The organism is Nonomuraea sp. NPDC050153, assembly GCF_044460125.1.
In the GTDB taxonomy this organism is placed as follows: Bacteria; Actinomycetota; Actinomycetes; order Streptosporangiales; family Streptosporangiaceae; genus Nonomuraea.
In genome coordinates, this window is sequence record NZ_JBITJQ010000003.1 from 687,729 (window position 1) to 713,072 (window position 25,344).

Genomic DNA, 25,344 nt, shown 5'->3' on the forward strand with positions numbered 1-25,344 from the left:
TTGTCAACTCAGGGACAGCTTCCGCTGGACGGGATGCCGCGGCGGCTCTACTCGTGCACGCCGTCGCGGTTGAACGCGTGGCTCGACTGCCGCCGCCGCTACCGGTTCAGCTACCTTGACCGGCCGCAGCCGTCCAAGGGCCCCGGGTGGGCGCACAACAGCGTCGGGGCGAGCGTGCACAACGCGTTGGCGGGCTGGTGGCGGGAGCCGTACGACCGCAGGACCCCGCTGACCGCCGCCATCCTGGTCACGAACGGGTGGATCGCCGAGGGGTTCAGGGACGTCGAGCAGTCGGCCCACTGGCTGGGCCGGGCCCGCGACCTCGTCTCCGGCTACGTCGCGACCTTAGATCCCGGCGACGACCCGGTGGGCGTCGAGCGCACGGTCGCCACCCGTACCAAGGTCATCGCCGTCTCCGGCCGCATCGACCGGCTCGACCGGCGCGGTGACGAGCTGGTCGTGGTCGACTACAAGACCGGCCGCCGGCCGCTCACCCCGGACGACGCCCGCTCGTCCCTCGCCCTGGCCGTGTACGCGGTCGCGGCCTCCGCGGTGATGCGCACGCCCTGCCGCACGGTCGAGCTCCACCACCTGCCGACCGGCGAGATCCTGGAGTGGCGGCACACGGAGGAGTCGCTGGCCCGCCACATCCGGCGAGCGGAGGACGTCGCGACGGAGGCGTCGGAGGCCGACGAGCGCTACCGCGCGCTCGTGTCTCCACCCGCCCGGAGGTCCGCCGCGGGAGAGCGCCAGTCCGCCGGTCCGGCGGCGGTGCCGGATGAGGTCGACGAGCTGTTCGCGCCGAACCCCGGCCCGATCTGCTCCTGGTGCGACTTCCGCCGCCACTGCCCGGAGGGCCGGTCGGCCGCCCCCGACCGCAACTCCTGGGACGGCCTCGCCGAGTAACCCCGCCAGTCGTGGCGAGCGGTGGAGGGGACCGCTCGCCCCGGGCGCTGCCGTCCACCTGCCGCGTGGACGTGGACGGCAGCGCCGTTCCACGTGCATTGCCAGGGGACACGCAGTTTCCCCGGCGAAAACAGTGGTTATGACCGAAAAGTGGCACCTATCGGGCGGTTACCGGCGGCGGTGGCGCTGGGCACGCTGTTCAACCCCCTGAACTCGTCCATGATCGCCGTGGCCCTGGCCCACATCGAGGCCGAGTTCCACGTGGGCATCGCCGCCGTGACGTGGCTGGCCGCCGGGTTCTACCTGACCGGCATCGTCGTCCCGCCCGTGATGGGCACGCTGGCCGACAGACTGGGCCCGAGGCTGGTGTTCTGCGCCGGCCTGGTGACGATGGCCGTCACGGGCGTGCTGGCCGCGCTGGCCCCCTCCTACCCGGCGCTGGTCGTGATCAGGCTGCTGCAGGCGTTCGGGAGTTGCGCGACGATGCCCGCCGGGATGGCGATCGTGCAGGCCGCGATGCCGGGCGAGGACGGGAGGCCGCCGCCGCGCGTGATCGCGACGATCTCCATGGTGCTCACCGCCAGCGCCGCCGCCGGTCCGGTGCTCGGCGGGTTCCTGGTGTCGTTGTGGGGCTGGCGGGCGATCTTCCTGGTCAACGTCCCGCTCGCGGCGGTCGCGCTCATCGTGGCGCTGCGCTGGCTGCCCAAGGTCCGCGTGGACGGCCCGAAGCAGGCCCTGCTGCCCCGGCTCAGGCCCGGGCTGCTGGCCACCTGTGGCCAGTTCGCCCTGGCCAACGTGGTGTTCTACTCGGCGTTCTTCGTGGTGCCGCTGTGGGCGCAGCGCTCGGCGGGGTTGCCCGCGCACATCGCCGGCCTCCTGGTGCTCCCCATGTCCGGGCTGGCGATCGTCATGACGCCGGTCGCGGTGGCGGTGGCCAGGCGGGCGGGGATGCGGGTCGTGCTGGTGGCGAGCGCGGCGCTGCTGGTCACCGGCTCCTGCCTGATCCCCGCCGTCGGCCCCGTCTGGCTGGTGCCGGTGGCGGCGGCGCTGCTGGGGGTGGCCTCGGCGCTCGGCCAGTTCGGGCTCAACTCGCTGGTCTTCGTGCACGCCGGCAGGAACGAGACCGGGATCGCCGTGGGGCTCTTCCAGTCGTCCAGGTACGTGGGCGCCGCGACCGCGTCCACCCTGCTCGGCGTGCTGTTCGACGGCGGGGGCATGGGCGGGAGCGGATGGACGATGGCCGGCGTGTCGGCGGTCGTGCTGGTGACCGGCATGCTCCTGCCGGTCAGGCGGCCGGCGCCGTCGGCCACCGGCGGGGGTCGGTCAGGCCCTTGAGCCCCTTGCTCACGTCGTACCCCGCGGCGCCCAGGCGCTCCCTGGAGGCCCGCAGCATCTCCCTCGTGGCCGGCATGAACGCGTGGTCGTGCACCGGCTCGGGCAGCGAGTTCATGCCCAGCCTGAACGCCCTCAGCGCGGCCGTGACCGTCGCGCGCGGCACCTCCGGCAGCGCCCGGTACATCCGTCTGGCCCAGTCCGGCAGCGTGTAGTAACACAGCGCGCCGAACGGGAAGTAGGCGGGCTTGCCCGGGGACAGGAGCCTGAGCTCGTGCGGCAGCCTCGGCCACATGAGGAACCGCACGGTCGAGGCCGCCTCCTCCGTGACGCGCAGGCTGGGACGGGCCCGCTTGAAGTAGGCGTCCATCTCCGCGCACGAGCCGGGCACGTCCTCGGCGTGCAGGCCGACGTACGTGGCGCTCCTGCGCTGCTCGTACAGGTAGCGGTCGGCCTGGCGCTCGGTGAGGCCCAGCCCGCCGCGCCTGGCCACCTCCAGGTACGACGACACCTCCGCGCAGTGCACCCACAGCAGCAGCTCGGGGTCGTCCACCCGGTGGGTCCGGCCGGTGTCGGGATCGTGGATGCGCAGCGCCTTGTGGATGCCGCGCACCCGCCTGCCGATCTCGTCCGCCTCCTGCGGGCTGCCGAACGTCACGCGCCCCACGAAGTCCGCCGTGCGGCGCAGCCGGCCGAACGGGTCCTCCTGGAAGTCGGAGTTCTGCCAGACGCCGCGCATGGCCAGCGGGTGCAGCGCCTGCAGCATGAGACCGCGTACGCCGCCCACCCACATCGACCGGTCGAGGTGCACCTGCCAGGTCGCGCTCTGCGGGGGCTGGACGACGATGTCTTCGATGTTCGCCATAGTAAGTAAAGAATTACATGGCATTGGACTTAGTGTCCAAAGAGCGTTTTCTCGGCCGCGTTCCAGAACCTCACCAGCGCCGCCGCAGTCGTCTCCGGCGCCTCGACGGCGGGCGAGTGGACGGCGCCGGGCACGACCACGCACTCGGCCCCGAGACTGGCCGCCATCTCCGACTGCTCCTCGGGCGGCCACCCGTCGTCGTGCTCGCCGTACAGCACCAGCGTGGGCACCTCGATCTGGCGCAGCTCGTCGGTGCGGTCGTGCATGCTCAGCACCTGCTCGGCCATGCACGCCAGCCCGGTCGGAGAGTTGGTGAGCAGGCGCCTGCGCAGGAACGCCAGGATCTCGTCGGACACGTCGTTGGACAGCGCCTCGGGCTCCAGCCGGTGGTGCCAGACGTGCTCCAGCCCGAACGCCTGCACCTCTTCCATGATCTTCCGGCCGTTGACCGCCCGCTTGCCCTCGATGCCCGAGGGCCCGGACCCCATCAGCGTGAACGACGCGAACCTCGTGCGCCCGTCGATCACCGCCTCCCTGGCCACGAGGCCGCCGAACGAGTGGCCGACCAGGTGAACGGCGTCGCCGCCGCCGATGATCTGGGCGAGCGCGTCGACGTCGGCGCCGAGCGCGGGACAGGTGTAGGCGGCGGGGTCGTCGGGGCCCGGTGTCTCGTACTGGCCGCGCAGGTCGACGGCGACCACCCGGCGCCCGGAGTGGGCCAGGGTCATCAGCACCGCGAGGAAGTCCTCTTTGCTGCCTGTCAAGCCGGGGATCAGGAGGGCGGGCCAGCGCTCAATCACACCACTGACCGGGAGGGCCTCCAGGGCCGCGAACGTGCCCTGTGGCGTTTCGATCTTCTGTGGTGCGACGCCAGGAGGCAGATCGAGGAATCGCGGCGTACTCACGTGGGGCAACAATACCCAGAGGTCAGCGGCTCGACACCGTTATGGGCATTACGCTGGGCAGACTTGCGGTGAGTCGTCCGCAATCGGAAGACCCCCGAGCGCGCCCTCAGAGCCCCCCAGAAGGGCCGTGAGCGTCAAACGCGAAGAGGCGCGCACCCGATGCGGATGCGCGCCTCTCAGGCGGTGCTCAGCCCGTGCGGCGGCGGTTGCCGCCCCCGCCGCGGGCCTGGCGGCGCTGCTGCTTGCGCTCCGAGGCCGCCGACGGGGCGATGTCGTCGTCGTCCGAAGCCAGGTCGGGCGACTGGAAGATCACCGAGAACGGGCTCGGCGGGACGATCCGCTCCTGCTCCTTGCGCACCGGCGGAGGCGGCGTCGCGAGGAAGCTCGGCGCCGGATCGGCGACCGGCTCGGGAACGGGTGCGGCCTCGGCGACGGGCGCCGGGGCCGCGACGGCGGCGGTGCGGCGGGAGCGGGTGCTCTTCGCCGGCGCCTCCTCGACCGTGTCGGCCTCGGGAGCCGCGGCGACGCTCCGCCGCGACCTGGTGGCCTTGACGGGCGCCTCGGGGGCGTCGGCGAGCGCCTGCTCGATGGCAGTCGAAGCCGCCCCCCTCCGCGTACGGGTCCGCTTCGGCTCGGCGGCCGCCTGGATCTCGTCCGTTGAGAAGATCGCGGGAGTCTCCTCCGCCCTGGCATCCACGAGCTCGACCTCCGGAGTCTCGGCGACTGCGGTCTCCGCCAGTTCCCTGCCGCCACGGGTGCGACGGCGCTGGCGCGGCGTACGGGCAGGGCGCTCCTCGCGGCGCTCCTCACGCTCGTCGCGGCGACGGGCGCCACGACCGCGAACCCTGCCGGTCTCCCCGAGATCCTCGATGCGCTCCGCGGACAGCCCCGCACGCGAACGGCTCGCGTGCGGCAGGACGCCCTTGGTGCCCTCGGGGATGTTCAGCTCGGAGTAGACGTGCGGTGAGGTGGAGTAGGTCTCCTCGGGCTCGGCGAACTCGAGCCCGAGCATCTGGTTGATCATCTTCCAGCGGGTCAGCTCCTCCCACTCCACGAACGTGACCGAGATGCCCGTGCGCCCGGCCCGGCCGGTGCGGCCGATGCGGTGCACGTACGTCTTGTCGTCCGTGGGGCAGTCGTAGTTGACCACGTGGGTGACGTCGTCGATGTCGATGCCGCGGGCCGCCACGTCGGTGGCCACCAGCACGTCGATCTTGCCGTTGCGGAAGGCGCGCAGCGCCTGCTCGCGCTGGCCCTGGCCGAGGTCGCCGTGCACGGCCGCGACGGCGAAGCCGCGCGTGTCGAGCTGTTCGGCGACCATGTCGCAGGCCCGCTTGGTCTCGCAGAAGACCATCGTGAGCCCGCGGCCCTCGGCCTGCAGCAGCCGCCCGAGGATCTCGATCTTGTCCATCCGGTGCGCGCGCCACACGAGCTGGCGGACCTGCGGAGTGGTCTCGCCCTCGCCGGTCTCGTGCTCGGCGCGTACGTGGGTCGGACGGTTGAGGTATTTCCGGGACAGCGTGACGATCTCGCCCGGCATGGTCGCCGAGAACAGCATCGTCTGCCGCTGACCGGGGATCAGGTTGAAGATCCGCTCTACGTCGGGCAGGAAGCCCAGGTCGAGCATGCGGTCGGCCTCGTCGAGCACGAGGGTGGTGATCTGGCTCAGGTCGAGGTGCTTCTGCTTGACCAGGTCGAGCAGACGTCCGGGAGTGCCGACGATGACGTCGACACCGGCCTTGAGCGCCTCGATCTGCGGCTCGTACGCGCGCCCGCCGTAGACGGTCAGAACCCGGGATCCGAGCTTGCCGGCGGCGGTGACGAGGTCTTCGCTGACCTGCACGGCCAGCTCGCGGGTCGGCACGACGACGAGCCCGCGGGGCTTCTTGCGGTTTTTGCGTGGCTTGCCGATGCTCTGCAGCATGGCGATGCCGAACGCGTACGTCTTGCCCGTGCCCGTGCGCGCCTGACCGATGAGGTCCTGGCCGCTCAGGGCGAGCGGGAGAGCCATCTCTTGGATGGGGAACGGTGTGACGATGCCCTCGGTCTCAAGGGCATCGGCGATCTCAGGTGTGACTCCGAGGTCTCGGAAAGTCGTCAGCGTGGCCTGCCTCAGTTCTCAAATGAAGGCGGGCCTGCCGGGACCGACGGGCATGAAACAGCCCCCGTTGCGTGGGTCCTCGCGGTAGAGCCAGCCCTCTCGCGTCATCAGCGACCGCGCACCCGGAAGTGGGGGTAGTCGGGGGAAACCCCCGAATTTACACAGTGCGGTCGCACTTTCACAGAGCAGTGTACTCGATACCACAACGCTGGCCGAGCTTGCGTATGTTCCCGAAGATTCATCGAAGTACGCTGCCTTCCATGAAGGAGTCTCCAGGAGTGGTCGATCTGCTCGGTGTGCTCGCCTATGCGGAGCTCAGCGCGTACGCGCGGATGACGGAGGACGCCGCCACGCTGGCGCCCACGCTGGCCGACCGCGCGGCGCTGAGTGAGCTGGCCGTTACCGAATACGCCCACTTCCGCATGCTACGCGACCGGCTGGCCGAGCTCGTGGCCGATCCTGACGAGGCGATGTCGCCGTTCGTCGACGCGCTGGACGCCTGGCACACGCAGACCAGGCCGGCCGACTGGCTGCAGGCGCTGGTCAAGACGTACGTCGGGGACGGCATCGCGCTCGACTTCTATCGCGAGGCGGCCAGGCACCTCGACCCCTCGATCGCCAAGCTGGTGGACGAGGTGCTGGTGGACGAGGGGCGCTCGCAGTTCGCGGTCGAGCGGGTCAGGGCCGGGATCGAAGCCTCACCCGCCACCGCCGGACGGCTGGCCCTGTGGGCCCGGCGGCTCGTCGGCGAGGCGCTGAGCCAGGGGCAGCAGGTGGCCTCGGCCCGGCCCGAGCTGGCGCTGCTGCTGGTGTCGGGGGAGGGCGCCACCGACATTTCCCGGCTCTTCTCGACATTGACGGAAGCCCACAACAAACGCATGGCCGCCATGGGCCTCTAACCCCCCGGCGCCGCGGGCACTCACCCCCCGGGACACAGGGGCGGGCTCTGGGGGCGTCGGGTCGGCGGGGGTGGTGAGGCGCTGAGCGGGATCGGGGGTGCGCTCTCGCGACTCCGAGCACCGGGACGGCGTGCACGACCCGGGAGGGGTACGGCGGGCGGGCCGTACCCCTGGGTCAGGAGCGTCTAGAGGGTGCCGCCGAAGCCGACTGGCCGGGACTCGTCCTCGCCGATCTCGATGAAACCGAGCGAGGCCACCGGCACCACCACCCGCCGGCCCTTCACGTCGGTCAGGGCGAACACGCCACGATCGACCGACAACGCGTTTCTGATCTCTTCTTCGACCTGCTCGGCGGAGAGGTCGGTCTCGACGACGAGCTCGCGGTGTACGGAGCGTACGCCGATCTTGATTTCCATGTGGCTCCCTAGTCGACGGGCTGGCTCACTCCCATCGTGGCGGCTCGCGGCCGTGAAAAGCGCAAATGATCGCGCCCAGCGAACGGGTTATGCCGTACGCGGAAAACCGCTGATGCCGCGCCAGGCCAGTCGGGCCATCAGTTGCTCGGCCGCGTCCTTCGGGATCGAGCCGTGCTGGGTCACCCAGTAGCGGGCGCTCACCTCGGCCATGCCGACCAGCCCCACGCCGAGCAGGTGCGCCTCGTCGCTGGTGCACCCGGTGTCCTCCTGGATGAGCACGCTGACCATCTCCGCGCACTCCTGCAGCGAGCGCTCCACGCGCTGCCGCACCGGCGCGACGTTGCGCAGGTCGGACTCGAACACCAGCCGGAACGCCTCGCCCTGCGTGGAGACGAAGTCGAAGAACGCGCTGAAGGTGGCCTGCACGCGGAGTTTGTTCTCGTGGGTGGAGGCCAGCGCCTCCCGGCAGCGGTTGACCATGTCGTCGACGTGGAGGTCGAGCAGCGCCAGATAGAGCTCCAGCTTGCCGGGGAAGTGCTGGTAGAGCACCGGCTTGCTGACCCCCGCACGATCGGCGATCTCGTCCATGGCGGCCGCGTGATAGCCGTTCTCCACGAACACTTCCTGCGCGGCGCTCAACAGCTGCCGGCGGCGGGCGAGTCGGGGCAGCCGGGTGCCCCGGGGCTTAGCGTCCGGGGTTGCGGTCACGCGGGTCTCCATAGGTCTCTCAGCGGGCTGGGCTGTGCGGACATCCTACGTGCGGGTAGGCGACTTGTTCATTGCCTCACCGAGTGAGGCGATGCCCGGCCGCCCTGGAGCCGTCGCGGAGCCGTGCTCAGCGATATTCGTCGTCGTCGAGATCCACCACGCGGTCCTGGTCGGCGGCGTCGGCGGGATCGACGTCGAGCGGCAGCTCGCTGCGCGGCCTCCCGGCACTCTGGCGGATCTCGAAATGCTGCTCCGCGGCATCCGCCTCGGGCGTCTCGATCGACAGCTCTGCCTCATCCTGGCCGTAGGAGAGCTCGTCCCCGCGTATGTCCATCTCCGACATCTTCTGGTCCCCCTCTTGGTGTGGACGGAACCAGCCTACGCCCGGCCGAAAAGGTCGCCGCGTTTCTCCACTCTGGCGAGTACGTCGTGTGCCGTGAACACCAGCTCGCCGGGCCGTTCGCAGCCCTCGACCTCCGTCCACGTCAGCGGTGTGGAGACGGTCGGCAGCTCCCTGGCCCGCAGCGAGTAGGGCGCCACGGTGGTCTTGGCCGGGTTGTTCTGGCTCCAGTCGATGAACACCTTGCCAGGCCTGGCCTTCTTCGTCATCACACTCACGACCTGTTCGGGGTGCTCTTTCTCCAGGAACTGGGCCAGCCTCCTGGCGTACGCGGAGGGCTCCTCGCGGCGGTCCCAGTCGGCGTACAGCTGCATGCCCTTGTTCCCGCTGGTCTTCGGGTGGGCGGTGAGCCCGTCGGCGGCCAGCACCTCGCGCAGCATGAGGGCCACCCGGCAGCACTCGACGACAGTGGCGGGCGGGCCGGGATCGAGGTCGAACACCAGCGTGTCGGGCGCCAGCGCCTCGCCGCCCTCGCCGACGCGCCACTGGGGAACGTGCAGCTCCAACGCGGCCAGGTTGGCGTAATAGACGAGCGTGGGCAGGTCCTCGATGACGGCGAAGTCGATGCTCTCGCGGTTCTTGGTGCTGCCGGGGACGGGGAGCTTGACCCGCCTGACCCAGGTCGGGGTGTGGTCGGGGGCGTTCTTCTCGAAGAAGGACTGGCCGCCGACGCCGTTCGGGTAGCGCTTGACGGTCAGCGGCCTGCCCCGGAGGTGAGGGAGGAGCACGGGGGCCACGCGGCTGTAGTAGTCGATGACCTCGGCCTTGGTGAAGCCGTACTCGGGGTAGAGGACCTTGTCCAGGTTGCTCAGCGTCAGCGCTCGCCCGTCGACCTTGACCTGCACCTTCGCCGCGCTGTTCACAGCGTCACCTCCGAGGGGAGCTTGTCGGCGCGCAGCCCGCGCCAGACGGGGTGCCGCAGCCGCTGTTCGTCGGTCCACATCGTGTAGGCCACCTCCCCGACCAGCTCCGGCCTAACCCACCGATTTCGCCACGGAACCTCGTTGCTGAACGGGCTGTGCGCGAGCTCCAGCGGCCGCAGCCGCCGGTGGAGCTCGTCGAGCACGGTGTCGGTGAAGCCCGTCCCCACGTGCCCCACGTACGTGAGCCCCCTGTCGGTGAACACCCCCACCACCAGCGAGCCGATCCCGCCCGCCCGGCGTCCCTTGCCGGGCTTCCAGCCGCCGACCACGACCTCCCTGGCGCGCAGGTGCTTCACCTTGATCCACCACGGGGACCGGGTGCCGGCCCGGTAGGGCGAGTCCAGCCGCTTGGCGACCACCCCCTCCAGGCCCTGCTCGGACGTGGCCGCGAGCAGGTCGGACTCGCCGGGGAAGTACGGGGGCGCGCCGACGTCCAGCTCGTCGAGCAGCGCCCGCCGGTCGCGGTAGGGCAGGTCGAACAGCGGCATGCCGTCGAGATAGAGCAGGTCGAACGGCATGTACGTGATGGGGTACAGCTCCAGCATGACCGGCTCGGGATCGGTCAGGTGCATCCTGTGCTGCAACCGCTCGAAGCTGGGCCTGCCGTGCTTGTCGAGCGCGACGACCTCGCCGTCGATGATCGCGTTCTTGATCCCGAAACCCGATATTTCCGGATACCTCCGCGTGTATTCGGCCCCGTGCCGCCCGGTCACCCTCAGCCCGCCGTCAAGATGGACGACGGCGCGGATGCCGTCCCACTTGACCTCCAGCCCGTAGCGCTCTCGATCGGAGGGCAGTTCCCCAGGTACGGCCAGCATCGGTTCGACCGGGTATGGCATTGGTTGCCCCATGACGGGTATGTGCCCATTGGCGAAGCATTGAGAGCTGAGGAGTGACCATGCGCAGCATCTGGAAAGGTGCGATCTCCTTTGGGCTGGTCACGATTCCCGTCAAGCTCTACTCCGCCACCGAGCAGAAGGACGTGACGTTCCACCAGGTCCATCGCGAGGACGGCGGGCGGATCCGCTACAAGCGCGTGTGCACGCAGGACGGCCAGGAGGTGCCCTACGCCGACATCGCGAAGGGGTACGAGCTGCCGACGGGCGAGATCGTCGTGCTCACCGACGAGGACTTCGAGGACCTGCCGCTGAGCACGTCCCGCAGGATCGACGTCCTCCAGTTCGCCCCGGCCGCGCAGATCGACCCGATCTACTTCGCCAAGTCGTACTACCTGGAGCCCGACGCGCAGGGGGCGAAGCCGTACGTGCTGCTGCGCAACGCGCTGGAGAGCTCGGGCCAGGTGGCGGTGGTCAAGGTGGCGCTGCGCCAGCGCGAGTCCCTGGCCACGCTGCGGGTACGGGACGGCGTCTTCGTCCTGGAGACCATGCTCTGGCCGGACGAGATCCGCACGCCGGACTTCGGTTTCCTGGAGGAGGACATCGAGGTACGCCCCCAGGAGCTCCAGATGGCCGAGTCCCTCATCAGCACCATGGAGTCGGACTTCGACCCGGGCGAGTACCACGACACCTACCGCGAGGCGCTGCAGCAGGTGATCGAGGCGAAGGTGGCGGGCAAGGAAGTCATCCCGGCCAGGGAGGAAGAGGAAGCCGGCCCGGCGGTGGACCTCATGGCCGCGCTGCGCGCCAGCGTGGAGGCCGCGAAACGGGAGCGGGAGGGCGGGGGCGCCAAACCCAAGAAGCCGGCCGCCAAGTCCGCCGACAAGCCAAAGGACGAGGAGAAGGCCCCCGCGAAGCGCAGGCCCCGCAAGACGGCCTGACCGGCCGGAAGACGCACGTCTCCCAGCGCTCCCGCGTGCCTCCGCAAGGGCGCCGCAGGCCCGTTTCGCGTGCCTCCGTAATGGCCACACGCCCGTTCCGGGCGACGCCGTAATGGCCACGTGCCCGCTTCGCGCGACGCCGTAAGGGCCGTGGGCCCGCTTCGTACGACGCCGCCGTGGGCTTTCTCCTTCGGGTGTCCGCCCCCTTTCATGGGGCCTTCTCGGCAATGGGCGCTTCGCGCGACGGGGGCTTTGTGCTGCGCTCCTGTCGTTGTCGGCTCTTGCGGAATCCCGCACTACCCGTCGACCGAAGCGATCATCAAATAGGACATATCGGGATAAGTCATCTGATTTCGCTCTATAAATCTTTAATGCAAGCAATAAGATTGTTAATGCATAGCAAAACCGGCTAGTTGCCGTTTGCTGAGCCGCTGTCCGGAAATGACTTTTGGTGGATGACCCTTCGGCAGGCGTCCAGGACCTCTTTCCGGGATAACCGGAAACGTCTAGAACGGGGCAATCGATCCTTTAGGGGGAAAACGCAATGCCCAAGCTCAAGAGTGTTATCGCAGGCCTCGCCGTCAGCACGGCGCTGACCGGTGGCGTGGTAGCCGCGGGCGCGGCCACGACTTCGGCCAGCGCGGCTGCCCAGGTCAAGTCTGCCGCCTCCGTCCTCGCCAATGGCTGCGGCAACGGAGGTTGGCGCCGCTGTGGCTGGGGCGGTCGTGGCTGGGGCGGCTGGGGCTGGCGCCGGCACCAGAACAACCGCGTTCGGGTCCACGTCCACAACCGGAACATCAACATCAACCGCCACGAGGTGCGTGAGCGCCACCACGACCACCACAACCACGACGGCCACACCTGGTGACGTAACCGTGTGCTGACGGCGTGGAGATGACCGCGCTTTCGCGGAAGGGGGTTTTCTCCACGCCTCCACGGCAGGTCATTGTCGAGGGCTCTCCGGACCCAGGTCCGGAGAGCCCTCCGCTGCGTCCGGAGCCCTATATGCGGTGCGGAGTTCGGTCTGAATCATGAGGGTGTCTGTGGTGAGCCAAATGACGGCAATTCCAGTTTGTTGGCTGTTTCAGCCGGAAATATGCATGATGCGGATGATTCGTTAAGGATCATCCGAGGCGTTTCCAAGTCGGTCGGTTTTCGTGGATTGGCCGGGAACGCGAGGAACGGGGCAATCGAACCTGTAGGGGGAAAACGCAATGCCCAAGCTCAAAAGTGTTATCGCAGGCCTCGCCGTGAGTACGGCCGTCTCCGGCGGCGTGGTCGGCGTGGGCGCGGCCATGTCCGCGGCCGACGCGGCGACCCAGGTCAGCTCCGCCGCCTCCGTCCTCGCCCATGGCTGCGGCAACGGGGGTTGGCGCGGCTGCGGCTGGGGGGGCGGCCGCTGGGCCAACTGGCGCCACCACCGCATGCCTCGCATCAAGATCATCATCATCAACCGCAACCGCAACCGCAACGAACAGCAGCGCATGGACGAGCGCCCCGTGATGCACCACGACGACAACAACCAGGCCACGTGGCAGTAGAGCCCATCGCGCAGGTGAACCCGGGGTGCGGGCCGCGCCCCAACAGGTGCCCCTGAGTGAGGAAACTCCGGCCACGCCGATCGAGTGCCCGTATTCACCGGGACCGACGTCCACCCCGACAGCGGCGACGTCGACCCACCGAATACGGGCACTCGACATGTCTCCCACCGCCGCCGGTGGCGGCTCCACCGGTGAGAAAGATCCCTCCAAGACCGGGACCGCCCTCTTCCCGAGGATCGGCCGCGTGGAGGCAGCGGGTGCTCCCGCCTGAGACGGGGGCATGGCCGGAAGAACACAAGTGAGTGCCCGTATTCGGCGGGCCGCGCCGGTCGGGGGGTGGCGCGGGTCCCGGTGAACACGGGCACTCGATTGGTGTGGGCCGGAGTTCATCGCTCCTCGGGGGACTCCGCCCGATGCGGCGGCCTCAGCGGCGCGCCGATGCTCAGCTCGATGTCTGAGTCTTACCACTCGTCACGGTGGCCACCGTTGATGTTGTGGTTGTGGTTCTGGTTGACGATGACGATCCGGATCCGGGCGGCCCTGTGGGGGCGGTGCCAGCCCCAGCCGGGGCCGCCCCAGCCCCAGTTACGGCCACCCCAGCCGCGGCCGCCCCAGCCCCCGCCGCACCGGCGCCAGCCCCCGCCACGGCAGTTGCCTGTGAGCACGGAGGCGGCGGACTTGACCTGGACAGCCGCGCCGGCCGGCGTCGTGGCCGCGCCCGCGGCTACCACGCCACCGGCCAGCGCCGTGCTGACGGCGAGGCCTGCGATAGCACTCTTGAGTTTGGGCATTGTTTTCCCCCTGAAGGTTCCGATTGCCCTGTTTCGCGCCCCCGGCCCAGCCGATACAAACCTGGCCGGATCGGAAACGCTACGGAAGATTCTTGGAGAATCACCCGTATGGGGCATATTTCCGGGCGAATACCCAGCAAACCGGAACCATCTGGATTTGGCAGACCACAGACTCCCTCATGGTCGAAACAAAAGATTCCGCCCTATATATCCGTGCCAAGCCGACCGGCGGCCCGGGCGTACGGGTACCGCGACACCCGCCGATATCGACACCCGCCGATATCGACCGCCGCACAAAGCAGTGGGGGCTCCCCCGGCCAAAGGCCGGGAGAGCCCCCACCAAACCCCCCGCGGAAGACGAGAAGACAATGACCTGCCCGAAGGAGCGGACGCTCATCCTCCCGCCATTAACACGCGGTTATGTCAGAAGGTACGCCGGCGGCGCTCGGGCCTGTTGTCGTTGAAGTTGTCGTTGCGGATGACGACGCAGACCTCGCCGCCGCGACCGCGACGGCCCCAGCCGCCCCAGCCGCCGCCCCAGCCGCCGTGGTGGCGACGGCACTGCCGGCGGTTACGGTCACGGTTACGGTCGATGATGATGCCGTTGGTGAAGCCGTCATCGAAGCCGTCGTCCAGGCCGTCGTCGAAGCCGTCTTCGGCGAGGACGGACGGACCGGTGAGCTTGATGGCGTCGGCGCTGACCGCAGTGGTGGCCGCGCCCGCGCTGACCAGGCCGCCGGTCAGCGCCGTGCTGACGGCGAGGCCTGCGATAACACTCTTGAGCTTGGGCATTGCGTTTTCCCCCTAAAGGATCGATTGCCCCGTTCTCGACGTTTCCGGGTACCTGAAAACAGGTCTTGGACGGCTGCTGAAGAGTCATCCATTGAATGTCATTTCCGGGGCGACGGGCGGGCAAACTGGAGAGACCCTATTTTGCTATGCATTAAGAATCTTATTGCTTGCATTAAAGATCTATCCAGTGAAATGGCATGATATGTCCGATTGTGTGGCAATTAATAGGGCGGCCACGCATGGCAACGCTCGCGCCCCGGCCTGGCTCGTCGTCTTGGCCATGCCGGTTGTGTGAGTGGTGATTTCGCCTGCGGTGCCGCCCTCGGACCGATGAAAGTCCGCGAACATACGAATAGCCATTACGTCGAGCGCTTCGCCGGCGCCCGGCGTCATTATTCGGGGGAGCGCCATTATGCGTCCCCCCGAACAATGTCTCCCGATTGTTGTGCGGCACCCGGCGGTGGCGCATTCGAGGCTGCTCTGTCCCGCCATTAACGGTATGTGCCTCATGCGTCACGCTAAGTGCTGCTGGTTGTCATGCTTTCCGACCTTGGTGGGCCATAAACGGTGAACGGTGGCTTTTGCCACACTCTTGGCATGCGATGAGATCGATTAGACATCTAAGCGGCGATATATGGCGATATGTCCGAACGGGCGCCGACGGCCCGGACGCCCCGCCCCACCCGCCGACGGCCACGCCGGCGGGGCTGTTGGGGCATGTGTGAATGTATGTGCCTGATGTCGGAAAAGGGGAAGTAAGCAGGGTTCTGTACTGAATACAAACCCCACCCAGACGCGATGGTTATCGTTGAAGGAACGAGAAGGAACGGCAGGGAGGACGCATGATGGCGGAGCCGGTCCCGCACTGGCCTGGCCGCATGGTCGGCTCGGTGTACGTCCGATCGACGGGTGACCATCGGGAGCGACGCGAGCAGGCCGTCTTCGTGCACGGTCTGGCCGGGTCGGCCACCAACTGGACCGACCTCATGGACGAGCTCAAGGACACCGTCACCGGCCACGCGCTCGACCTCCCCGGCGCCGGCTACTCGCCCGCCCCGGCCGACGGCGACTACACCGTCGCCGGCCACGCCAGAGCCGTGGCCGAGCTGATGGAGCACACGGGCCCGGCCCACCTGTTCGGCAACTCGCTCGGGGGCGCGGTCGCCGTCAGGGTGGCCGCCACCCACCCCGACCTGGTCCGCTCGCTCACCCTCGTCTCCCCGGCCCTGCCCGACCTGCTCCCCAGGTACGGCCCCGTCCGGGTGGCCGCCGCCGCGGTGCCCGTACTGGGCGAATGGGTGGCGAGCAGGCTCCGCCTGGTGCCCGCCGAGCACCGCGTCAACGCCTCCATGGCCATGGTCTGGGCCAACTCCACCGCCGTCCATCCCATACGCCTGCGCGACGCGATCGACGAGCTGCGCAGGCGCGACGACCTCCCCTACTCGGGCGAGGCCATGATCGGGTCGGCCAGGGGCATCGTGGCCGAATACTTCCGCCTCGGCGAGGACAACCTGTGGCGCCAGGCGGCCAAGGTCAAGGCCCCGACCCTGATCGTGCACGGCAGGCACGACCGTCTGGTCCGGCCGGCGATGGCCGCGAAGGCGTACCGTACGTTCCCGCAGGTCCGGCTTGTGCTGCTGCCGACGGCGGGTCACGTGGCGATGATGGAGATACCGCAGGTCGTGGCGGCCGAGGCACGCCGTCTGATCCGTGAGACTCGATTGGGGAATGCCCCACTCGCCAGCTAGGTTTCAAGGTGAGATAGGACCCCCTGGAACGGGAGCGTAGAAAGTGTCGTTGCCACCGCTGGTCGAGCCGGCCGCAGAGCTGACCGTCGACGAAGTGCGCCGCTACTCGCGCCACCTGATCATCCCCGATGTGGGTATGGCGGGGCAGAAGCGGCTGAAGAACGCCAAGGTGCTGTGTGTGGGCGCCGGGGGCCTGGGCTCGCCCGCGCTGATGTACCTCGCGGCGGCGGGCGTCGGCACCCTCGGCATCATCGACTTCGACATCGTCGATGAGTCCAACCTGCAGCGCCAGATCATCCACGGCCAGTCCGACGTGGGCAGGCTGAAGGCCGAGAGCGCCGCGGCGTCAGTCCGCGAGATCAACCCCCTGGTCGACGTCGTCATCCACAACACGGCGCTGACCACAGAAAACGTCATGGAGATCTTCTCCGGATACGACCTCATCGTCGACGGCACCGACAACTTCGCCACGCGCTACATGGTGAACGACGCCGCGGTGCTGCTCGGCAAGCCGTACGTCTGGGGCTCGATCTACCGGTTCGACGGCCAGGCCAGCGTGTTCTGGGCCGAGCACGGGCCCTGCTACCGCTGCCTCTACCCGGAGCCCCCGCCTCCCGGCATGGTGCCGTCGTGCGCCGAGGGCGGCGTGCTCGGCGTGCTGTGCGCGTCGATCGGCTCCATCCAGGTCAACGAGGCCATCAAGCTGCTGACGGGCATCGGCGACCCGCTCGTCGGGCGGCTGATGATCTACGACGCCCTGGAGATGAAGTACCGCGACGTCAAGGTCCGCAAGGACCCCGAGTGCGTCCTGTGCGGCAAGAACCCGACGGTCACGCAACTCCTCGAAGACTACGAGGCGTTCTGCGGCGCGATCTCGGACGAGGCCGCCGAGGCCGCCAGCGGCTCCACGATCACCGCGCAGGAGCTCAAGGGCATGCAGGACCGCGACGAGAACATCTTCCTCGTCGACGTCCGCGAGCCGAACGAGTACGAGATCGTCTCGATCCCCGGCGCCACGCTGATCCCCAAGGGTGAGTTCCTCAACGGCTCGGCCCTGGAGAAGCTGCCGCAGGACAAGCGCATCGTGCTCCACTGCAAGTCCGGCGCACGCTCGGCCGAGGCGCTGGCCATCGTCAAGAACGCCGGGTTCTCCGACGCCGTCCACGTCGGTGGCGGCGTTCTGAGCTGGGTCAAGACCGTCGACCCGAGCCTGCCCTCCTACTGAGGGTTTCTGGGGGTGTTCCCTGGAAGCCCCGGTTAAGGTCGATGGGGTGAACTCTGCCCGTCCTTGGCCGACACTTGTGGTGGCCTCCGCGCTGACCCTGGTCTGCGCGGTGGCCGCCGGGGTGTCGGGCAGCGCGGCGGGCACCGAGCTCACCCGGGGTCCCAGCGCGGTCGAGTTGCAGACCGCGTCCAAGCGCGAGGTCGCCGAGCGCTGGCGCGCCTGGCCCAGCGGACGTATCTTCCCCGCCACATTGCCGTACTCCGCCGAGCAGGGCGGCCGGGAACGTGCCAGCAGGATCGGCATCTCGCCCGAGACCGCCTGCGACCGGGTCGATCCCAAGGCGGCCAAGGCCCTGCGCGAGGCGGGCTGCAAGGCCCTGCTGCGGGCCACCTACATCGACGCGCTGCGCGGCGTGCTCGTCACGATCGGCGTGGTCGCGCTGCGTGACGAACCGGACGCCGTACGCGCGAAAGCCGCCTTCTCCGACAGCGGCAAACCCGTGCCGGGCCTGTATCCGCTGGCCTTCAGCGGTACGGTCGCCGACCGGTTCACCCCTGGGGTGCGCCAGGCCGGCTCGGTGCGGCAGGCGGGGCCGTACCTGGTGCTGACCACGGCGGGCCAGGTGGACGGCCGACCCGCGGACGCCGCGGACGAGCAGCGGCCCTCCATCTTCGCCTTCGCCACCGAGATCTCCGAGCGGGTGCTGACCGACCTGAGCACGCCGCGGATGCCCGACTGCGCGGCCGAGGAGTGGCGGTGCTGATCCAGGACGGTACGGGGGCCATGCTCAGGCGGGGAGCGGCGGCCGCGGCGGTGGGGGTGCTGTTGTGCGCGGTCGCGCCCGCGTGGGCGGACGACGTACGCGGCGGGCAGCGGCCCGTCATCAAGACGCTGGAGCTGAACCAGGCGTGGCGCATCAGCAAGGGCGGCGGCGTGACGGTGGCCGTGCTCGACTCCGGCGTCGACCCGGACCACCGTGACCTGGTCGGCTCGGTCCGGGTGGGCAGGGACTTCACCGAGGGCGCGAACCCGCCGGGGGTCGCCCCGAGCCGCCTGCACGGCACGTACATGGCCTCTCTGATCGCCGGGCACGGTCACGGCGATGGGGGAAATCTGGGGATCATCGGCGTCGCGCCCGAAGCGGACGTACTGTCAGTAAGGGTCATCCTTGAGGACGAGGAGCCGGGTTTCCGGGAGTTCAACTCGGCGGAGCGTTTCGAGGACGTGGTGGCCCAAGGCATTCGCTACGCGGTGGACGAGGGGGCGGACGTGATCAACATGTCGATCTCCAAGGAGCTGGCGACCAGGGAGGAGCGGGCGGCCATCCGCTACGCCATCTCCAAGGGCGTCGTGCTCGTGGCCGCCGCCGGCAACGACGGCGACCGGAAGATCGACAGCGACTTCGCCCCCTATTCCTATCCGGCCGCGTTCCCCGGTGTGGTCTCGGTGGGCGCGACGGACCGGTCGCTGCGCAGGGCCACGTTCTCCAACTGGAACTCCTCCGTGCTGGTGGCCGCGCCGGGCGTGGACATCATGGGCGCGGGGCCGGGCGACGAGTACTGGGTCGGCAAGGGCACCTCGCAGGCGACCGCGCTGGTCTCGGGCGTGGCCGCCCTCATCAAGGCCAAATATCCGGGCATGTCGCCGCCGCTGGTGGCACGTGCCCTGACGGTCAGCGCCACCGACAGACCGCCGGGCGGATACGACACCGGCACCGGCTTCGGCGTCGTGAACGCGGCCAGGGCCCTGTCCGAGGCCGGCAAGTTGGCCGGTTACACCGAGACCGCCACCGGCGACCAGGCCCAGGACCCGGCCCAGCCGCTGGCCGGCGGGCAGACGGGCCCCATCAAGGTCATCGTCAGGGACGAGAGGCGCGTCACGGTCTACGCGGCCATCGCCGCCGCCGCGGCCGTCGGCGCGTTCGCGTCCCTGGGCGTCATATTCATCCTGGTCAGGCGCGTTCGCCGGGCATACGGCTCACAAGACGCATGATCCGCCCACTAAGGGGGACGAAATAGACACGCGAGGGAGCGCCGTTGCCTGGACTGAGGAGTGGCGGGAGCGCAGCGACCAGAGCGACGAGGGAAGGCGACGGCTCCCCGGCGACCGAGCCCGCCTCACGTAGTGAGGGGCAGGGAGGACGCGAGGATGAGGCGGTGGTGAAGGCTCGTAGGTCGACTTCAGGGCTACCGCGCGCCGAGGGCGAGGCCACGCCGGAACGGAGGAATCCGCTCGGCGCCACCACCGGCCGGCGGTCGCGCGTGCGTACCTGGCCGGCGGCGGGCTCGCGGGTCCGTACGGCCGCCAAGGACCGCGCCGAACGCGAGGTGCTCCAGCAGGGTGTGCGGTATCGGCGCGTGTTCGTGATGCTGCTGAGCGTCATCATAGTCGTATCCTCCGTGGTCGTGCTGCTCGGCACGATCGGGCTGTTCGCGGAGACCCGCTCGCGCCCGCTGACCCCCGCCGAGCAGAACCAGTACAAACAGGAGGAGATCGCCAGGCGCTGGCAGGCGTGGCCGGCGACGGGCGTCTTCCCGGAAGAGGTGAAATACCTCGGGCTCGACCGGGCCCAGCAGTACGCCAGGCGTGTCGGCATCGCCCCCGAGACCGAGTGCGGCAAGGGCGTGGACGCCTCCGTGGCCGGGGTGCTGGAGAACCACGGCTGCGTCACGATGCTGCGGGCCACGTACGTCGACCAGACGGCCTCGTTCGTGATCACGGTCGGCGTGGCCGTGCTGAAGGACGAGGCGTCCAGGGTCTCGGCGAGCGAGGAGCTCACCCAGGACGACCGCGTGGGCGTGCTGCCCGTCGCGTTCCCCGGCACGGTGACCGAACGCTTCGGCCCCGACCAGCGCCAGCGCACCGGCTGGGTGGGCGCCGGGCCCTACATCGTGTTCTCCACGGCCGGCTACGCCGACGGCCGGACCAGGGCCGCGATCCCGCCGGAGGAGATCCTGCACTCCGAGCTGTGGCCGGCCGCGAAGTCCGTCGGCAACCAGATCGCCTACTTCCTCGCGGACCCGCCCAAGGTGCCGCCCTGCACTCAGGGGAACGTGTGCTAGCGACCGTGCGCGCGCTCACCGCGGCGCTCCTCGTACTGGCGGGACCCGCCGCCGACCCCGTGCGGGAGCAGCAGCAGTGGGTGCTCGACGCCCTCAACGTCGAACAGGCGTGGACCGTCACCAAGGGCGAGGGCGTCACCGTCGCCGTCGTGGACAGCGGCGTGGACGACCAGGTCAAGGAGCTGAAGGGGCGCGTGAACGCGGGCCCCGACATGACCGCGGGCGCGGTGACCCGGGAGACGCCGCCGGGCAGGCACGGCACCGCGATGGCCGGGCTGATCGCGGCCTCGGGCGAGGACGACGGGCTGATCGGCGTCGCCCCCGAGGCCCGCATCCTGTCGCTGCCCATGGTCACCGACGACGACCCCGAGCTCAGCGTCCCGCCCGTGGAGAACGACGAGCAGACCTCGGACAGCCCGCTCGCGCGCGCCCTGCGGTACGCGGCCAACCACGGCGCCCAGGTCATCAGCATGTCCATCGGCTCCTACGGCCCGCTCAGGTCCGAGCGCGAGGCCGTCTCGTACGCGCTCGGCAAGGGCGTCGTCCTGGTCGCCGCCGTCGGCAACGACGGCCTGACCGGCTACGCCAAGGAGAACCGCACCTCCTACTGGAGCTTCCCGGCCGGCTACCCGGGGGTCATCGGCGTCGCGGCCACCGACAAGCAGGGCAGGCGGGCCACGTTCAGCAGCGACAACCTCTCCGTGCTGGTCGCCGCGCCCGGCGTGGGCGTGCCCGTGGTCAAGCGCAAGAGCGGCTACGAACTGTCCGAGGGAACCAGCTCGGCCGCCGCGCTCGTGGCGGGCGTGGCCGCGCTCATCAAGGCGCGTTACCCGAACCTGCCGCCCGAGCAGGTCGCCCAGGCGCTGGCGTCCAGCGCGCGGGGCCGGCCCGCCCCCGGATACGACGACCAGACCGGGTTCGGGGTGGTCGACGCGGCCGCCGCGCTCAACGCCGCGGACCGGCTGACGGGGGAGCAGCGCAGTGTTTTGCCAGGTCAGGAGCACTTCGGGCAGGGTGAGGACTCGCCCGTGCCGACCAGGCCGGGGCCCGACCCGCTGCGGCTGTGGTTGTACGGGGGAGGAGTGCTGGTCGCGCTGGTCATGTTCTGCGGCGCGATCATCGTGCTCAATCAGCGCAAGGAACAGTAAAGATCCGCTATGGTCCCGCGTCATGGGATACGAGCTGCGGGTGGTGCGCGAGTCGCCACTCGCCTTCGCGGAGCTCGCGAAGGCCATCGCACCGGCCGGTTTCGAGCTGCGCGGGGATGACAAGATCATGGCCGCGCACAGGGGTGGCACGTACGCGGTGGCGCGCTGGCAGGACCAACTGGTCGGCGAGCCCGGCTCCGACTGGCAGGTCGCACAACTCGTCCGGCTCTCGGCCGCGCTCGGCGGCCGGCTCGTGGGCGAGGACGGCGAGGTCTACGCGCTGCGCGACGGCGTCATCGAGGTCGTGACGGGCGGCAGCGCGATGGAGATCGGCAAGTTCGAAGAAATCATCGACGCCGGCCCGGCAGCATGGACCCCCTGAACCCCTTCGCCGAACGGGTGCTCGAACTCGTCGAGCGCATCCCGCCCGGCAAGGTCATGGCTTACGGCGACATCGCCGAATACCTCGGCGAGGGCGGCCCCCGCCAGGTCGGCAAGGTGATGTCGACATGGGGCGGCGGCGTGCCGTGGTGGCGCGTCGTCCACTCCGACGGCTCCGGCGCGGCCCCTGACCACCTGCGACGCTGTCTGGCCCACTGGCGCGAGGAAGGCACACCGTTGCGGGGCGAACGGGTAGATATGCGACAGGCGCGCTGGGATGGGCGTTCAGCGGATTTTCAGTAAATGTCATGACCTGCTCTTTCACTGAACGGGCGAATCTCTGACATGTGACTCCCATTACCATTGGGAGAACACTGAATGGCGGCCCGAAAGGCGGTGCCACCCTTATGGCCACCGGCGTCACAGCCCAGAGCCAGGGAGGCGAGTCGTTCGCCGACCGCCTGAAGGCTGTCCAGGATCTTTGTGATCGTGGAGAGCCTCTCGAAGCGGTCATGCGAGCGGTCGGTCCCGGCGGTCGCGACGCGGCGTACGACACCGAGGTGCTGAGCGGCCCACTCGGGGCACGCATGGACCTCGCGGTCAAGCGCGGCGCCGCACGGCGGCGTGAGATGCTCGACCTCGTCCGGCCCTACCTCGCGGCCGTGGACGCGCGCGTCAAGCACGACCTGCCGGTCGCGCGGCGTGTCATATGTCACCTGATCGAGCACCGGCCCGACGAGGAGCTCGTCGAGGGCGAGACGCTCACCAAGGTCGTGACGGCGGCGGCCGAGCCGTCCAAGCGCATCCGCAAGGGCCTGCGCTGGTACGCGGACCTGCCCTTCCGCGAGGAGCTCGCGCCCGACCTCTACCGGCTGCGACGCGCCGACCTGGTGCCGGTGACCCACATCGACGACATCGTCTGGGTCGACGGCAAGCTGCGCGTCACCGGGTTCGCGTACCTGGCGGGGCTCTCCGTCCGCAGCCGCAGGTTCAACTGGGCGACCGTGGTGCTGCGCGGGCCGCGCTGGCTGCCGCCCATCCGCATGCGCACGCGACGCGTGCTCGCGCCCGAGGCCACCCACGGCGCGCGCGAGCCCGGCTGCAACTACGACTGGTCCGGGTTCGCCGCCGAGCTGAGCCCCTGGCCGCTGCGCTGGCGCGGCGCCGTGCGCGGCGTGGTCTCCGCCGTACGGCGGCGGATGCGCCACCGCCCGTCCGTGCCCGACACGACCACCTGGCGGGCCGAGATCGTGTTCTGGAGCCGGGGCGCGCGGGCCACGGGCCTGCTGCGCGGCTCCTCGGTCGGCCGGCCCGAGCGTCCCACCGGGCTCAAGCTGCGGCCGGGCTGGTGGATCAGGCCGGTGTGGACGTCCGACCGGGCGCTGCAGGTCGTGCTCCAGCCCAACCGGGCCGAGCTGAAGGGCGTGTCCGTCGAGGGCGAGCGCCTGGAGCTGAAGATCTTCCTCCCCGGTCGCACGGTGACCAAGGGCCACGCCCGCCTCGGCGGCCACCGCATCGCGGCCGACTTCACCCCTGCGGGTGACGGCACGGAGGTCACGGTGGGGCTGGCCGTGCCCACCCTGCTGCAGGAGAAGGACGGGCGGCGGCTCTGGGTCGAGCCCAAGGGCGACCCGGCGGCGTCCGTCATGCTCGCCGACCTGGTGGACACCCGCACGGCGGTCGGCGACCGCGAGATCACCGTGCTCGGCGACCGCCGCGACCGCGTGGTCGTCTCCGCCCACCGCATCCGGCCGGTGATCACCTCGGCCGTCTGGGAGGGCTCCGCGCTCGTCCTGCGCGGCCACTACCCCGACGCCCCGGGCTCCCGCATGCTGACGCTGCGGCACCGGTCCGGGCTGTCCTATCTGCTTCCCATGGAGCGCTCCGGCGAGGAGTTCTCCGTACACGTCGAGCCCTCGGCCATGGACCGCTTCGGCGAGTCCGTGCCGCTCGCGTCCGGCACCTGGAACATGTCCATCCGCCACCCGTCGGGCGAGATCGTGCCGTTGCGCATGGACCACGGTGCCCTGCCGGGGCTCGACGAGGACCCGCGCACGCTCGACGGGCGCACGTACCGGATGATCTCCACCCGATTCGACGTGCCGGTCGTGACGGTCGAGGAGGCCCGGCCCGCCGACGAGCGGGGCGTGGCCGGCACCCACGTGCTGCGCCGCGTGTTCTACCCGGCCCAGCGCACCGAGCCGCTGAACGACGCGACCGTCTACGTCGTCAACGACGGCCGCCTCTACGCCGACAGCGTCCGCGCCATCTACGAGGAGCGGCTGCGGCGGGGCGACGACCGCGAGCACATCTGGATCGTCAAGGACGGCGCCTTCGTGCCGCCCGGCGGGGCGACCGTCATCCGCGCGGGCAGCCGCGAGCACCACGCCGCGCTGGCCAGGTCCCGCCACATCGTGACCAACGCGTTCCTGCCGGTCTGGTTCCGGGCCCGCGAGGACCAGGTCGTGCTGCAGACCTGGCACGGCACCCCGGCCAAGCGCATCGGCAACGACCAGTCCCACATGGCGCGCGACCCGAAGCCGCCGATCTGGCACCGCCAGGCGGCGGAGGTGCGCGGCTGGGACCTGCTGCTGTCGCAGTCGCCGTGGGCCACACCGGTGCTGCGCAAGGCGTTCGGCTACAAGGGCGAGATCCTGGAGAGCGGGCTGCCGCGCAACGACGTCCTCAACTCGCCCGACCGCGAGGAACTGGCCGCCGCCGTGCGCCGGCGGCTGGGGCTCGTGGAGGGCAAGCGGGTGATCCTGTACGCGCCTACGTGGCGCGATTACGACCGCAAGAACGCCATGGTCAAGCTGGACCTCGCCAAGACGCGCGAGGCCCTCGGGGCCGACCACGAGATCCTGGTGCGGGCACACCCGATGCAGGCGGTGCCGGCCGTTCCCGACATCGCCCACGACGTCACCACTTATCCCGACATTGCCGACTTGCTGCTCGTGACCGATGTGCTGGTGACGGACTACTCGTCGGTCATGTTCGACTTCGTGTGCACGGGGCGGCCGATCGTGTTCTACGGGTACGACATGGCCAAGTACTCGTCCAAGCGAGGGCTCTACCTGGACCTGGCCGAACAGGCGCCGGGGCCGGTGCTGTCGACGTCGGCCGAGGTGATCGAGGCCCTGCGGTCCATCGACTCCGTCGCGGCGGCCCACGCCGACCGCTACGAAGCCTTCCGCGCCACCTTCGCCCCCCGCGACGACGGCAAGGCCACCGCCCGCGTCGTCGACCACCTCTTCTCGTAAACCCCCGTGGTGGGCCTCGTGCCCACCACGTCCCCTTGCGGGCGCCGCACTTCGGTCAAAACCCCGATCTTTTACGGCTGCGCACGGTGGGCCGCACGCGCCGACGTCAGTGGCCGTCCGTCATGGCCGGTCGTGAAGGCTCACGGGTCGGTCGTCGTGACGAC

The 25,344-nt window shown here is 69.7% G+C and carries 25 protein-coding genes; 15 read left to right on the forward strand and 10 right to left on the reverse strand.

All coding sequences use genetic code 11. The annotated features are described in order from the left end of the window. Together ACIBQ1_RS11715 and ACIBQ1_RS11720 are read left to right on the forward strand one after the other, a co-directional pair. Window positions 1–906, forward strand: coding sequence for a RecB family exonuclease (locus tag ACIBQ1_RS11715; protein ID WP_397276634.1), 906 nt, complete (start codon window positions 1–3; stop codon window positions 904–906). A 150-nt stretch (window positions 907–1,056) separates the two neighbouring features. Further along, window positions 1,057–2,241, forward strand: a complete 1,185-nt coding sequence (locus ACIBQ1_RS11720) for an MFS transporter (RefSeq protein ID WP_397276636.1) — start codon at window positions 1,057–1,059, stop codon at window positions 2,239–2,241. Here the strand turns inward: ACIBQ1_RS11720 and ACIBQ1_RS11725 are convergent. From ACIBQ1_RS11725 to ACIBQ1_RS11735, 3 genes are all read right to left on the reverse strand, one after another. After that, a complete protein-coding gene (locus ACIBQ1_RS11725) occupies window positions 2,192–3,103 on the reverse strand; it encodes an oxygenase MpaB family protein (protein ID WP_397276638.1) in 912 nt (303 codons plus the stop codon). The genes ACIBQ1_RS11720 and ACIBQ1_RS11725 overlap by 50 nt on opposite strands. Before the next feature lie 29 nt (window positions 3,104–3,132). Next, a complete protein-coding gene (locus ACIBQ1_RS11730; protein WP_397276639.1) occupies window positions 3,133–4,008 on the reverse strand; it encodes an alpha/beta fold hydrolase in 876 nt (291 codons plus the stop codon). 187 nt (window positions 4,009–4,195) lie between these two features. Then, a complete protein-coding gene (locus ACIBQ1_RS11735; protein WP_397276641.1) occupies window positions 4,196–6,019 on the reverse strand; it encodes a DEAD/DEAH box helicase in 1,824 nt (607 codons plus the stop codon). A gap of 350 nt (window positions 6,020–6,369) precedes the next feature. Between ACIBQ1_RS11735 and ACIBQ1_RS11740 the strand changes: the two genes are divergently transcribed. Next, window positions 6,370–7,008 (forward strand): ferritin-like fold-containing protein, encoded by a 639-nt coding sequence (locus ACIBQ1_RS11740; RefSeq protein WP_397276643.1) that lies wholly within the window; start codon window positions 6,370–6,372, stop codon window positions 7,006–7,008. Window positions 7,009–7,193: 185 nt separating this feature from the next. Here the strand turns inward: ACIBQ1_RS11740 and ACIBQ1_RS11745 are convergent, their stop codons facing one another. From ACIBQ1_RS11745 to ligD (ACIBQ1_RS11765), 5 genes are all read right to left on the reverse strand, one after another. Beyond that, complete coding sequence (locus ACIBQ1_RS11745) at window positions 7,194–7,424, reverse strand: DUF3107 domain-containing protein (protein ID WP_397276645.1); 231 nt, start codon at window positions 7,422–7,424, stop codon at window positions 7,194–7,196. An 87-nt stretch (window positions 7,425–7,511) separates the two neighbouring features. Continuing rightward, complete coding sequence (locus ACIBQ1_RS11750) at window positions 7,512–8,132, reverse strand: TetR/AcrR family transcriptional regulator (protein ID WP_313043020.1); 621 nt, start codon at window positions 8,130–8,132, stop codon at window positions 7,512–7,514. A 127-nt stretch (window positions 8,133–8,259) separates the two neighbouring features. After that, entirely contained in the window at window positions 8,260–8,475 is a 216-nt protein-coding gene (locus ACIBQ1_RS11755; RefSeq protein ID WP_397276647.1) for a hypothetical protein, read from the reverse strand. A 35-nt stretch (window positions 8,476–8,510) separates the two neighbouring features. Continuing rightward, entirely contained in the window at window positions 8,511–9,395 is an 885-nt protein-coding gene (gene ligD, locus ACIBQ1_RS11760) for a non-homologous end-joining DNA ligase (RefSeq protein WP_397276649.1), read from the reverse strand. Next, window positions 9,392–10,294, reverse strand: a complete 903-nt coding sequence (ligD, locus tag ACIBQ1_RS11765; RefSeq protein ID WP_397276651.1) for a non-homologous end-joining DNA ligase — start codon at window positions 10,292–10,294, stop codon at window positions 9,392–9,394. The genes ligD (ACIBQ1_RS11760) and ligD (ACIBQ1_RS11765) overlap by 4 nt, the downstream gene beginning before the upstream one ends. 59 nt (window positions 10,295–10,353) lie before the next feature. Between ligD (ACIBQ1_RS11765) and ACIBQ1_RS11770 the strand changes: the two genes are divergently transcribed. The 3 genes from ACIBQ1_RS11770 (at window position 10,354) to ACIBQ1_RS11780 (ending at window position 12,773) form a co-directional block, all read left to right on the forward strand. Beyond that, entirely contained in the window at window positions 10,354–11,232 is an 879-nt protein-coding gene (locus tag ACIBQ1_RS11770; RefSeq protein ID WP_397276653.1) for a Ku protein, read from the forward strand. A 544-nt stretch (window positions 11,233–11,776) separates the two neighbouring features. Then, entirely contained in the window at window positions 11,777–12,100 is a 324-nt protein-coding gene (locus ACIBQ1_RS11775; RefSeq protein WP_397276655.1) for a hypothetical protein, read from the forward strand. 382 nt (window positions 12,101–12,482) lie between these two features. Next, a complete protein-coding gene (locus tag ACIBQ1_RS11780; RefSeq protein ID WP_397276656.1) occupies window positions 12,483–12,773 on the forward strand; it encodes a hypothetical protein in 291 nt (96 codons plus the stop codon). Between the two features lie 461 nt (window positions 12,774–13,234). On the opposite strand, the gene ACIBQ1_RS11785 is transcribed toward ACIBQ1_RS11780, so the two are convergent. Together ACIBQ1_RS11785 and ACIBQ1_RS11790 are read right to left on the reverse strand one after the other, a co-directional pair. Further along, window positions 13,235–13,564 carry a hypothetical protein gene (locus ACIBQ1_RS11785; RefSeq protein ID WP_397276657.1) on the reverse strand — a complete coding sequence of 110 codons (330 nt, stop codon included), beginning with the start codon at window positions 13,562–13,564 and terminating at the stop codon, window positions 13,235–13,237. Between the two features lie 423 nt (window positions 13,565–13,987). Then, window positions 13,988–14,356 (reverse strand): hypothetical protein, encoded by a 369-nt coding sequence (locus ACIBQ1_RS11790; RefSeq protein ID WP_397276659.1) that lies wholly within the window; start codon window positions 14,354–14,356, stop codon window positions 13,988–13,990. A gap of 842 nt (window positions 14,357–15,198) precedes the next feature. Here ACIBQ1_RS11790 and ACIBQ1_RS11795 point away from each other — a divergent pair. The 9 genes from ACIBQ1_RS11795 (at window position 15,199) to ACIBQ1_RS11835 (ending at window position 25,180) form a co-directional block, all read left to right on the forward strand. Then, a complete protein-coding gene (locus ACIBQ1_RS11795; RefSeq protein ID WP_397276660.1) occupies window positions 15,199–16,104 on the forward strand; it encodes an alpha/beta fold hydrolase in 906 nt (301 codons plus the stop codon). 43 nt (window positions 16,105–16,147) lie between these two features. Then, window positions 16,148–17,329, forward strand: coding sequence for an adenylyltransferase/sulfurtransferase MoeZ (moeZ, locus tag ACIBQ1_RS11800; protein WP_397276662.1), 1,182 nt, complete (start codon window positions 16,148–16,150; stop codon window positions 17,327–17,329). A 46-nt stretch (window positions 17,330–17,375) separates the two neighbouring features. Next, window positions 17,376–18,092 (forward strand): hypothetical protein, encoded by a 717-nt coding sequence (locus ACIBQ1_RS11805; RefSeq protein ID WP_397276663.1) that lies wholly within the window; start codon window positions 17,376–17,378, stop codon window positions 18,090–18,092. Continuing rightward, window positions 18,086–19,321, forward strand: coding sequence for a S8 family serine peptidase (locus ACIBQ1_RS11810; RefSeq protein WP_397276666.1), 1,236 nt, complete (start codon window positions 18,086–18,088; stop codon window positions 19,319–19,321). Before ACIBQ1_RS11805 ends, ACIBQ1_RS11810 begins: the two co-directional genes overlap by 7 nt. 269 nt (window positions 19,322–19,590) lie before the next feature. Then, the gene (locus ACIBQ1_RS11815) at window positions 19,591–20,391 is read left to right on the forward strand and encodes a hypothetical protein (protein WP_397276668.1); all 801 of its coding nucleotides are present in this window, start codon (window positions 19,591–19,593) and stop codon (window positions 20,389–20,391) included. Further along, the gene (locus ACIBQ1_RS11820) at window positions 20,385–21,539 is read left to right on the forward strand and encodes a S8 family serine peptidase (RefSeq protein WP_397276669.1); all 1,155 of its coding nucleotides are present in this window, start codon (window positions 20,385–20,387) and stop codon (window positions 21,537–21,539) included. The genes ACIBQ1_RS11815 and ACIBQ1_RS11820 overlap by 7 nt, the downstream gene beginning before the upstream one ends. A gap of 22 nt (window positions 21,540–21,561) precedes the next feature. Beyond that, the gene (locus ACIBQ1_RS11825) at window positions 21,562–21,921 is read left to right on the forward strand and encodes a hypothetical protein (RefSeq protein ID WP_397276670.1); all 360 of its coding nucleotides are present in this window, start codon (window positions 21,562–21,564) and stop codon (window positions 21,919–21,921) included. After that, window positions 21,909–22,223 (forward strand): MGMT family protein, encoded by a 315-nt coding sequence (locus ACIBQ1_RS11830; RefSeq protein WP_397276673.1) that lies wholly within the window; start codon window positions 21,909–21,911, stop codon window positions 22,221–22,223. Before ACIBQ1_RS11825 ends, ACIBQ1_RS11830 begins: the two co-directional genes overlap by 13 nt. A 209-nt stretch (window positions 22,224–22,432) precedes the next feature. Next, on the forward strand, window positions 22,433–25,180 hold the full coding sequence (locus tag ACIBQ1_RS11835) for a CDP-glycerol glycerophosphotransferase family protein (protein WP_397276675.1): 2,748 nt from the start codon (window positions 22,433–22,435) through the stop codon (window positions 25,178–25,180). Window positions 25,181–25,344: the final 164 nt, after the last annotated feature.

What these genes read in the sequence shown, in the direction of transcription:
- ACIBQ1_RS11725 (WP_397276638.1), bottom strand. Translation starts at nt 3,103, where the DNA reads ATGGCGAACATCGAAGACATCGTCGTCCAGCCCCCGCAGAGCGCGACC.
- ACIBQ1_RS11735 (WP_397276641.1), bottom strand. Translation starts at nt 6,019, where the DNA reads ATGGCTCTCCCGCTCGCCCTGAGCGGCCAGGACCTCATCGGTCAGGCG.
- ACIBQ1_RS11740 (WP_397276643.1), top strand. Translation starts at nt 6,370, where the DNA reads ATGAAGGAGTCTCCAGGAGTGGTCGATCTGCTCGGTGTGCTCGCCTAT.
- ACIBQ1_RS11745 (WP_397276645.1), bottom strand. Translation starts at nt 7,424, where the DNA reads ATGGAAATCAAGATCGGCGTACGCTCCGTACACCGCGAGCTCGTCGTC.
- ACIBQ1_RS11755 (WP_397276647.1), bottom strand. Translation starts at nt 8,475, where the DNA reads ATGTCGGAGATGGACATACGCGGGGACGAGCTCTCCTACGGCCAGGAT.
- ligD (WP_397276651.1), bottom strand. Translation starts at nt 10,294, where the DNA reads ATGCCATACCCGGTCGAACCGATGCTGGCCGTACCTGGGGAACTGCCC.
- ACIBQ1_RS11770 (WP_397276653.1), top strand. Translation starts at nt 10,354, where the DNA reads ATGCGCAGCATCTGGAAAGGTGCGATCTCCTTTGGGCTGGTCACGATT.
- ACIBQ1_RS11775 (WP_397276655.1), top strand. Translation starts at nt 11,777, where the DNA reads ATGCCCAAGCTCAAGAGTGTTATCGCAGGCCTCGCCGTCAGCACGGCG.
- ACIBQ1_RS11785 (WP_397276657.1), bottom strand. Translation starts at nt 13,564, where the DNA reads ATGCCCAAACTCAAGAGTGCTATCGCAGGCCTCGCCGTCAGCACGGCG.
- ACIBQ1_RS11790 (WP_397276659.1), bottom strand. Translation starts at nt 14,356, where the DNA reads ATGCCCAAGCTCAAGAGTGTTATCGCAGGCCTCGCCGTCAGCACGGCG.
- ACIBQ1_RS11795 (WP_397276660.1), top strand. Translation starts at nt 15,199, where the DNA reads ATGATGGCGGAGCCGGTCCCGCACTGGCCTGGCCGCATGGTCGGCTCG.
- ACIBQ1_RS11825 (WP_397276670.1), top strand. Translation starts at nt 21,562, where the DNA reads ATGGGATACGAGCTGCGGGTGGTGCGCGAGTCGCCACTCGCCTTCGCG.
- ACIBQ1_RS11830 (WP_397276673.1), top strand. Translation starts at nt 21,909, where the DNA reads ATGGACCCCCTGAACCCCTTCGCCGAACGGGTGCTCGAACTCGTCGAG.
- ACIBQ1_RS11835 (WP_397276675.1), top strand. Translation starts at nt 22,433, where the DNA reads ATGCGAGCGGTCGGTCCCGGCGGTCGCGACGCGGCGTACGACACCGAG.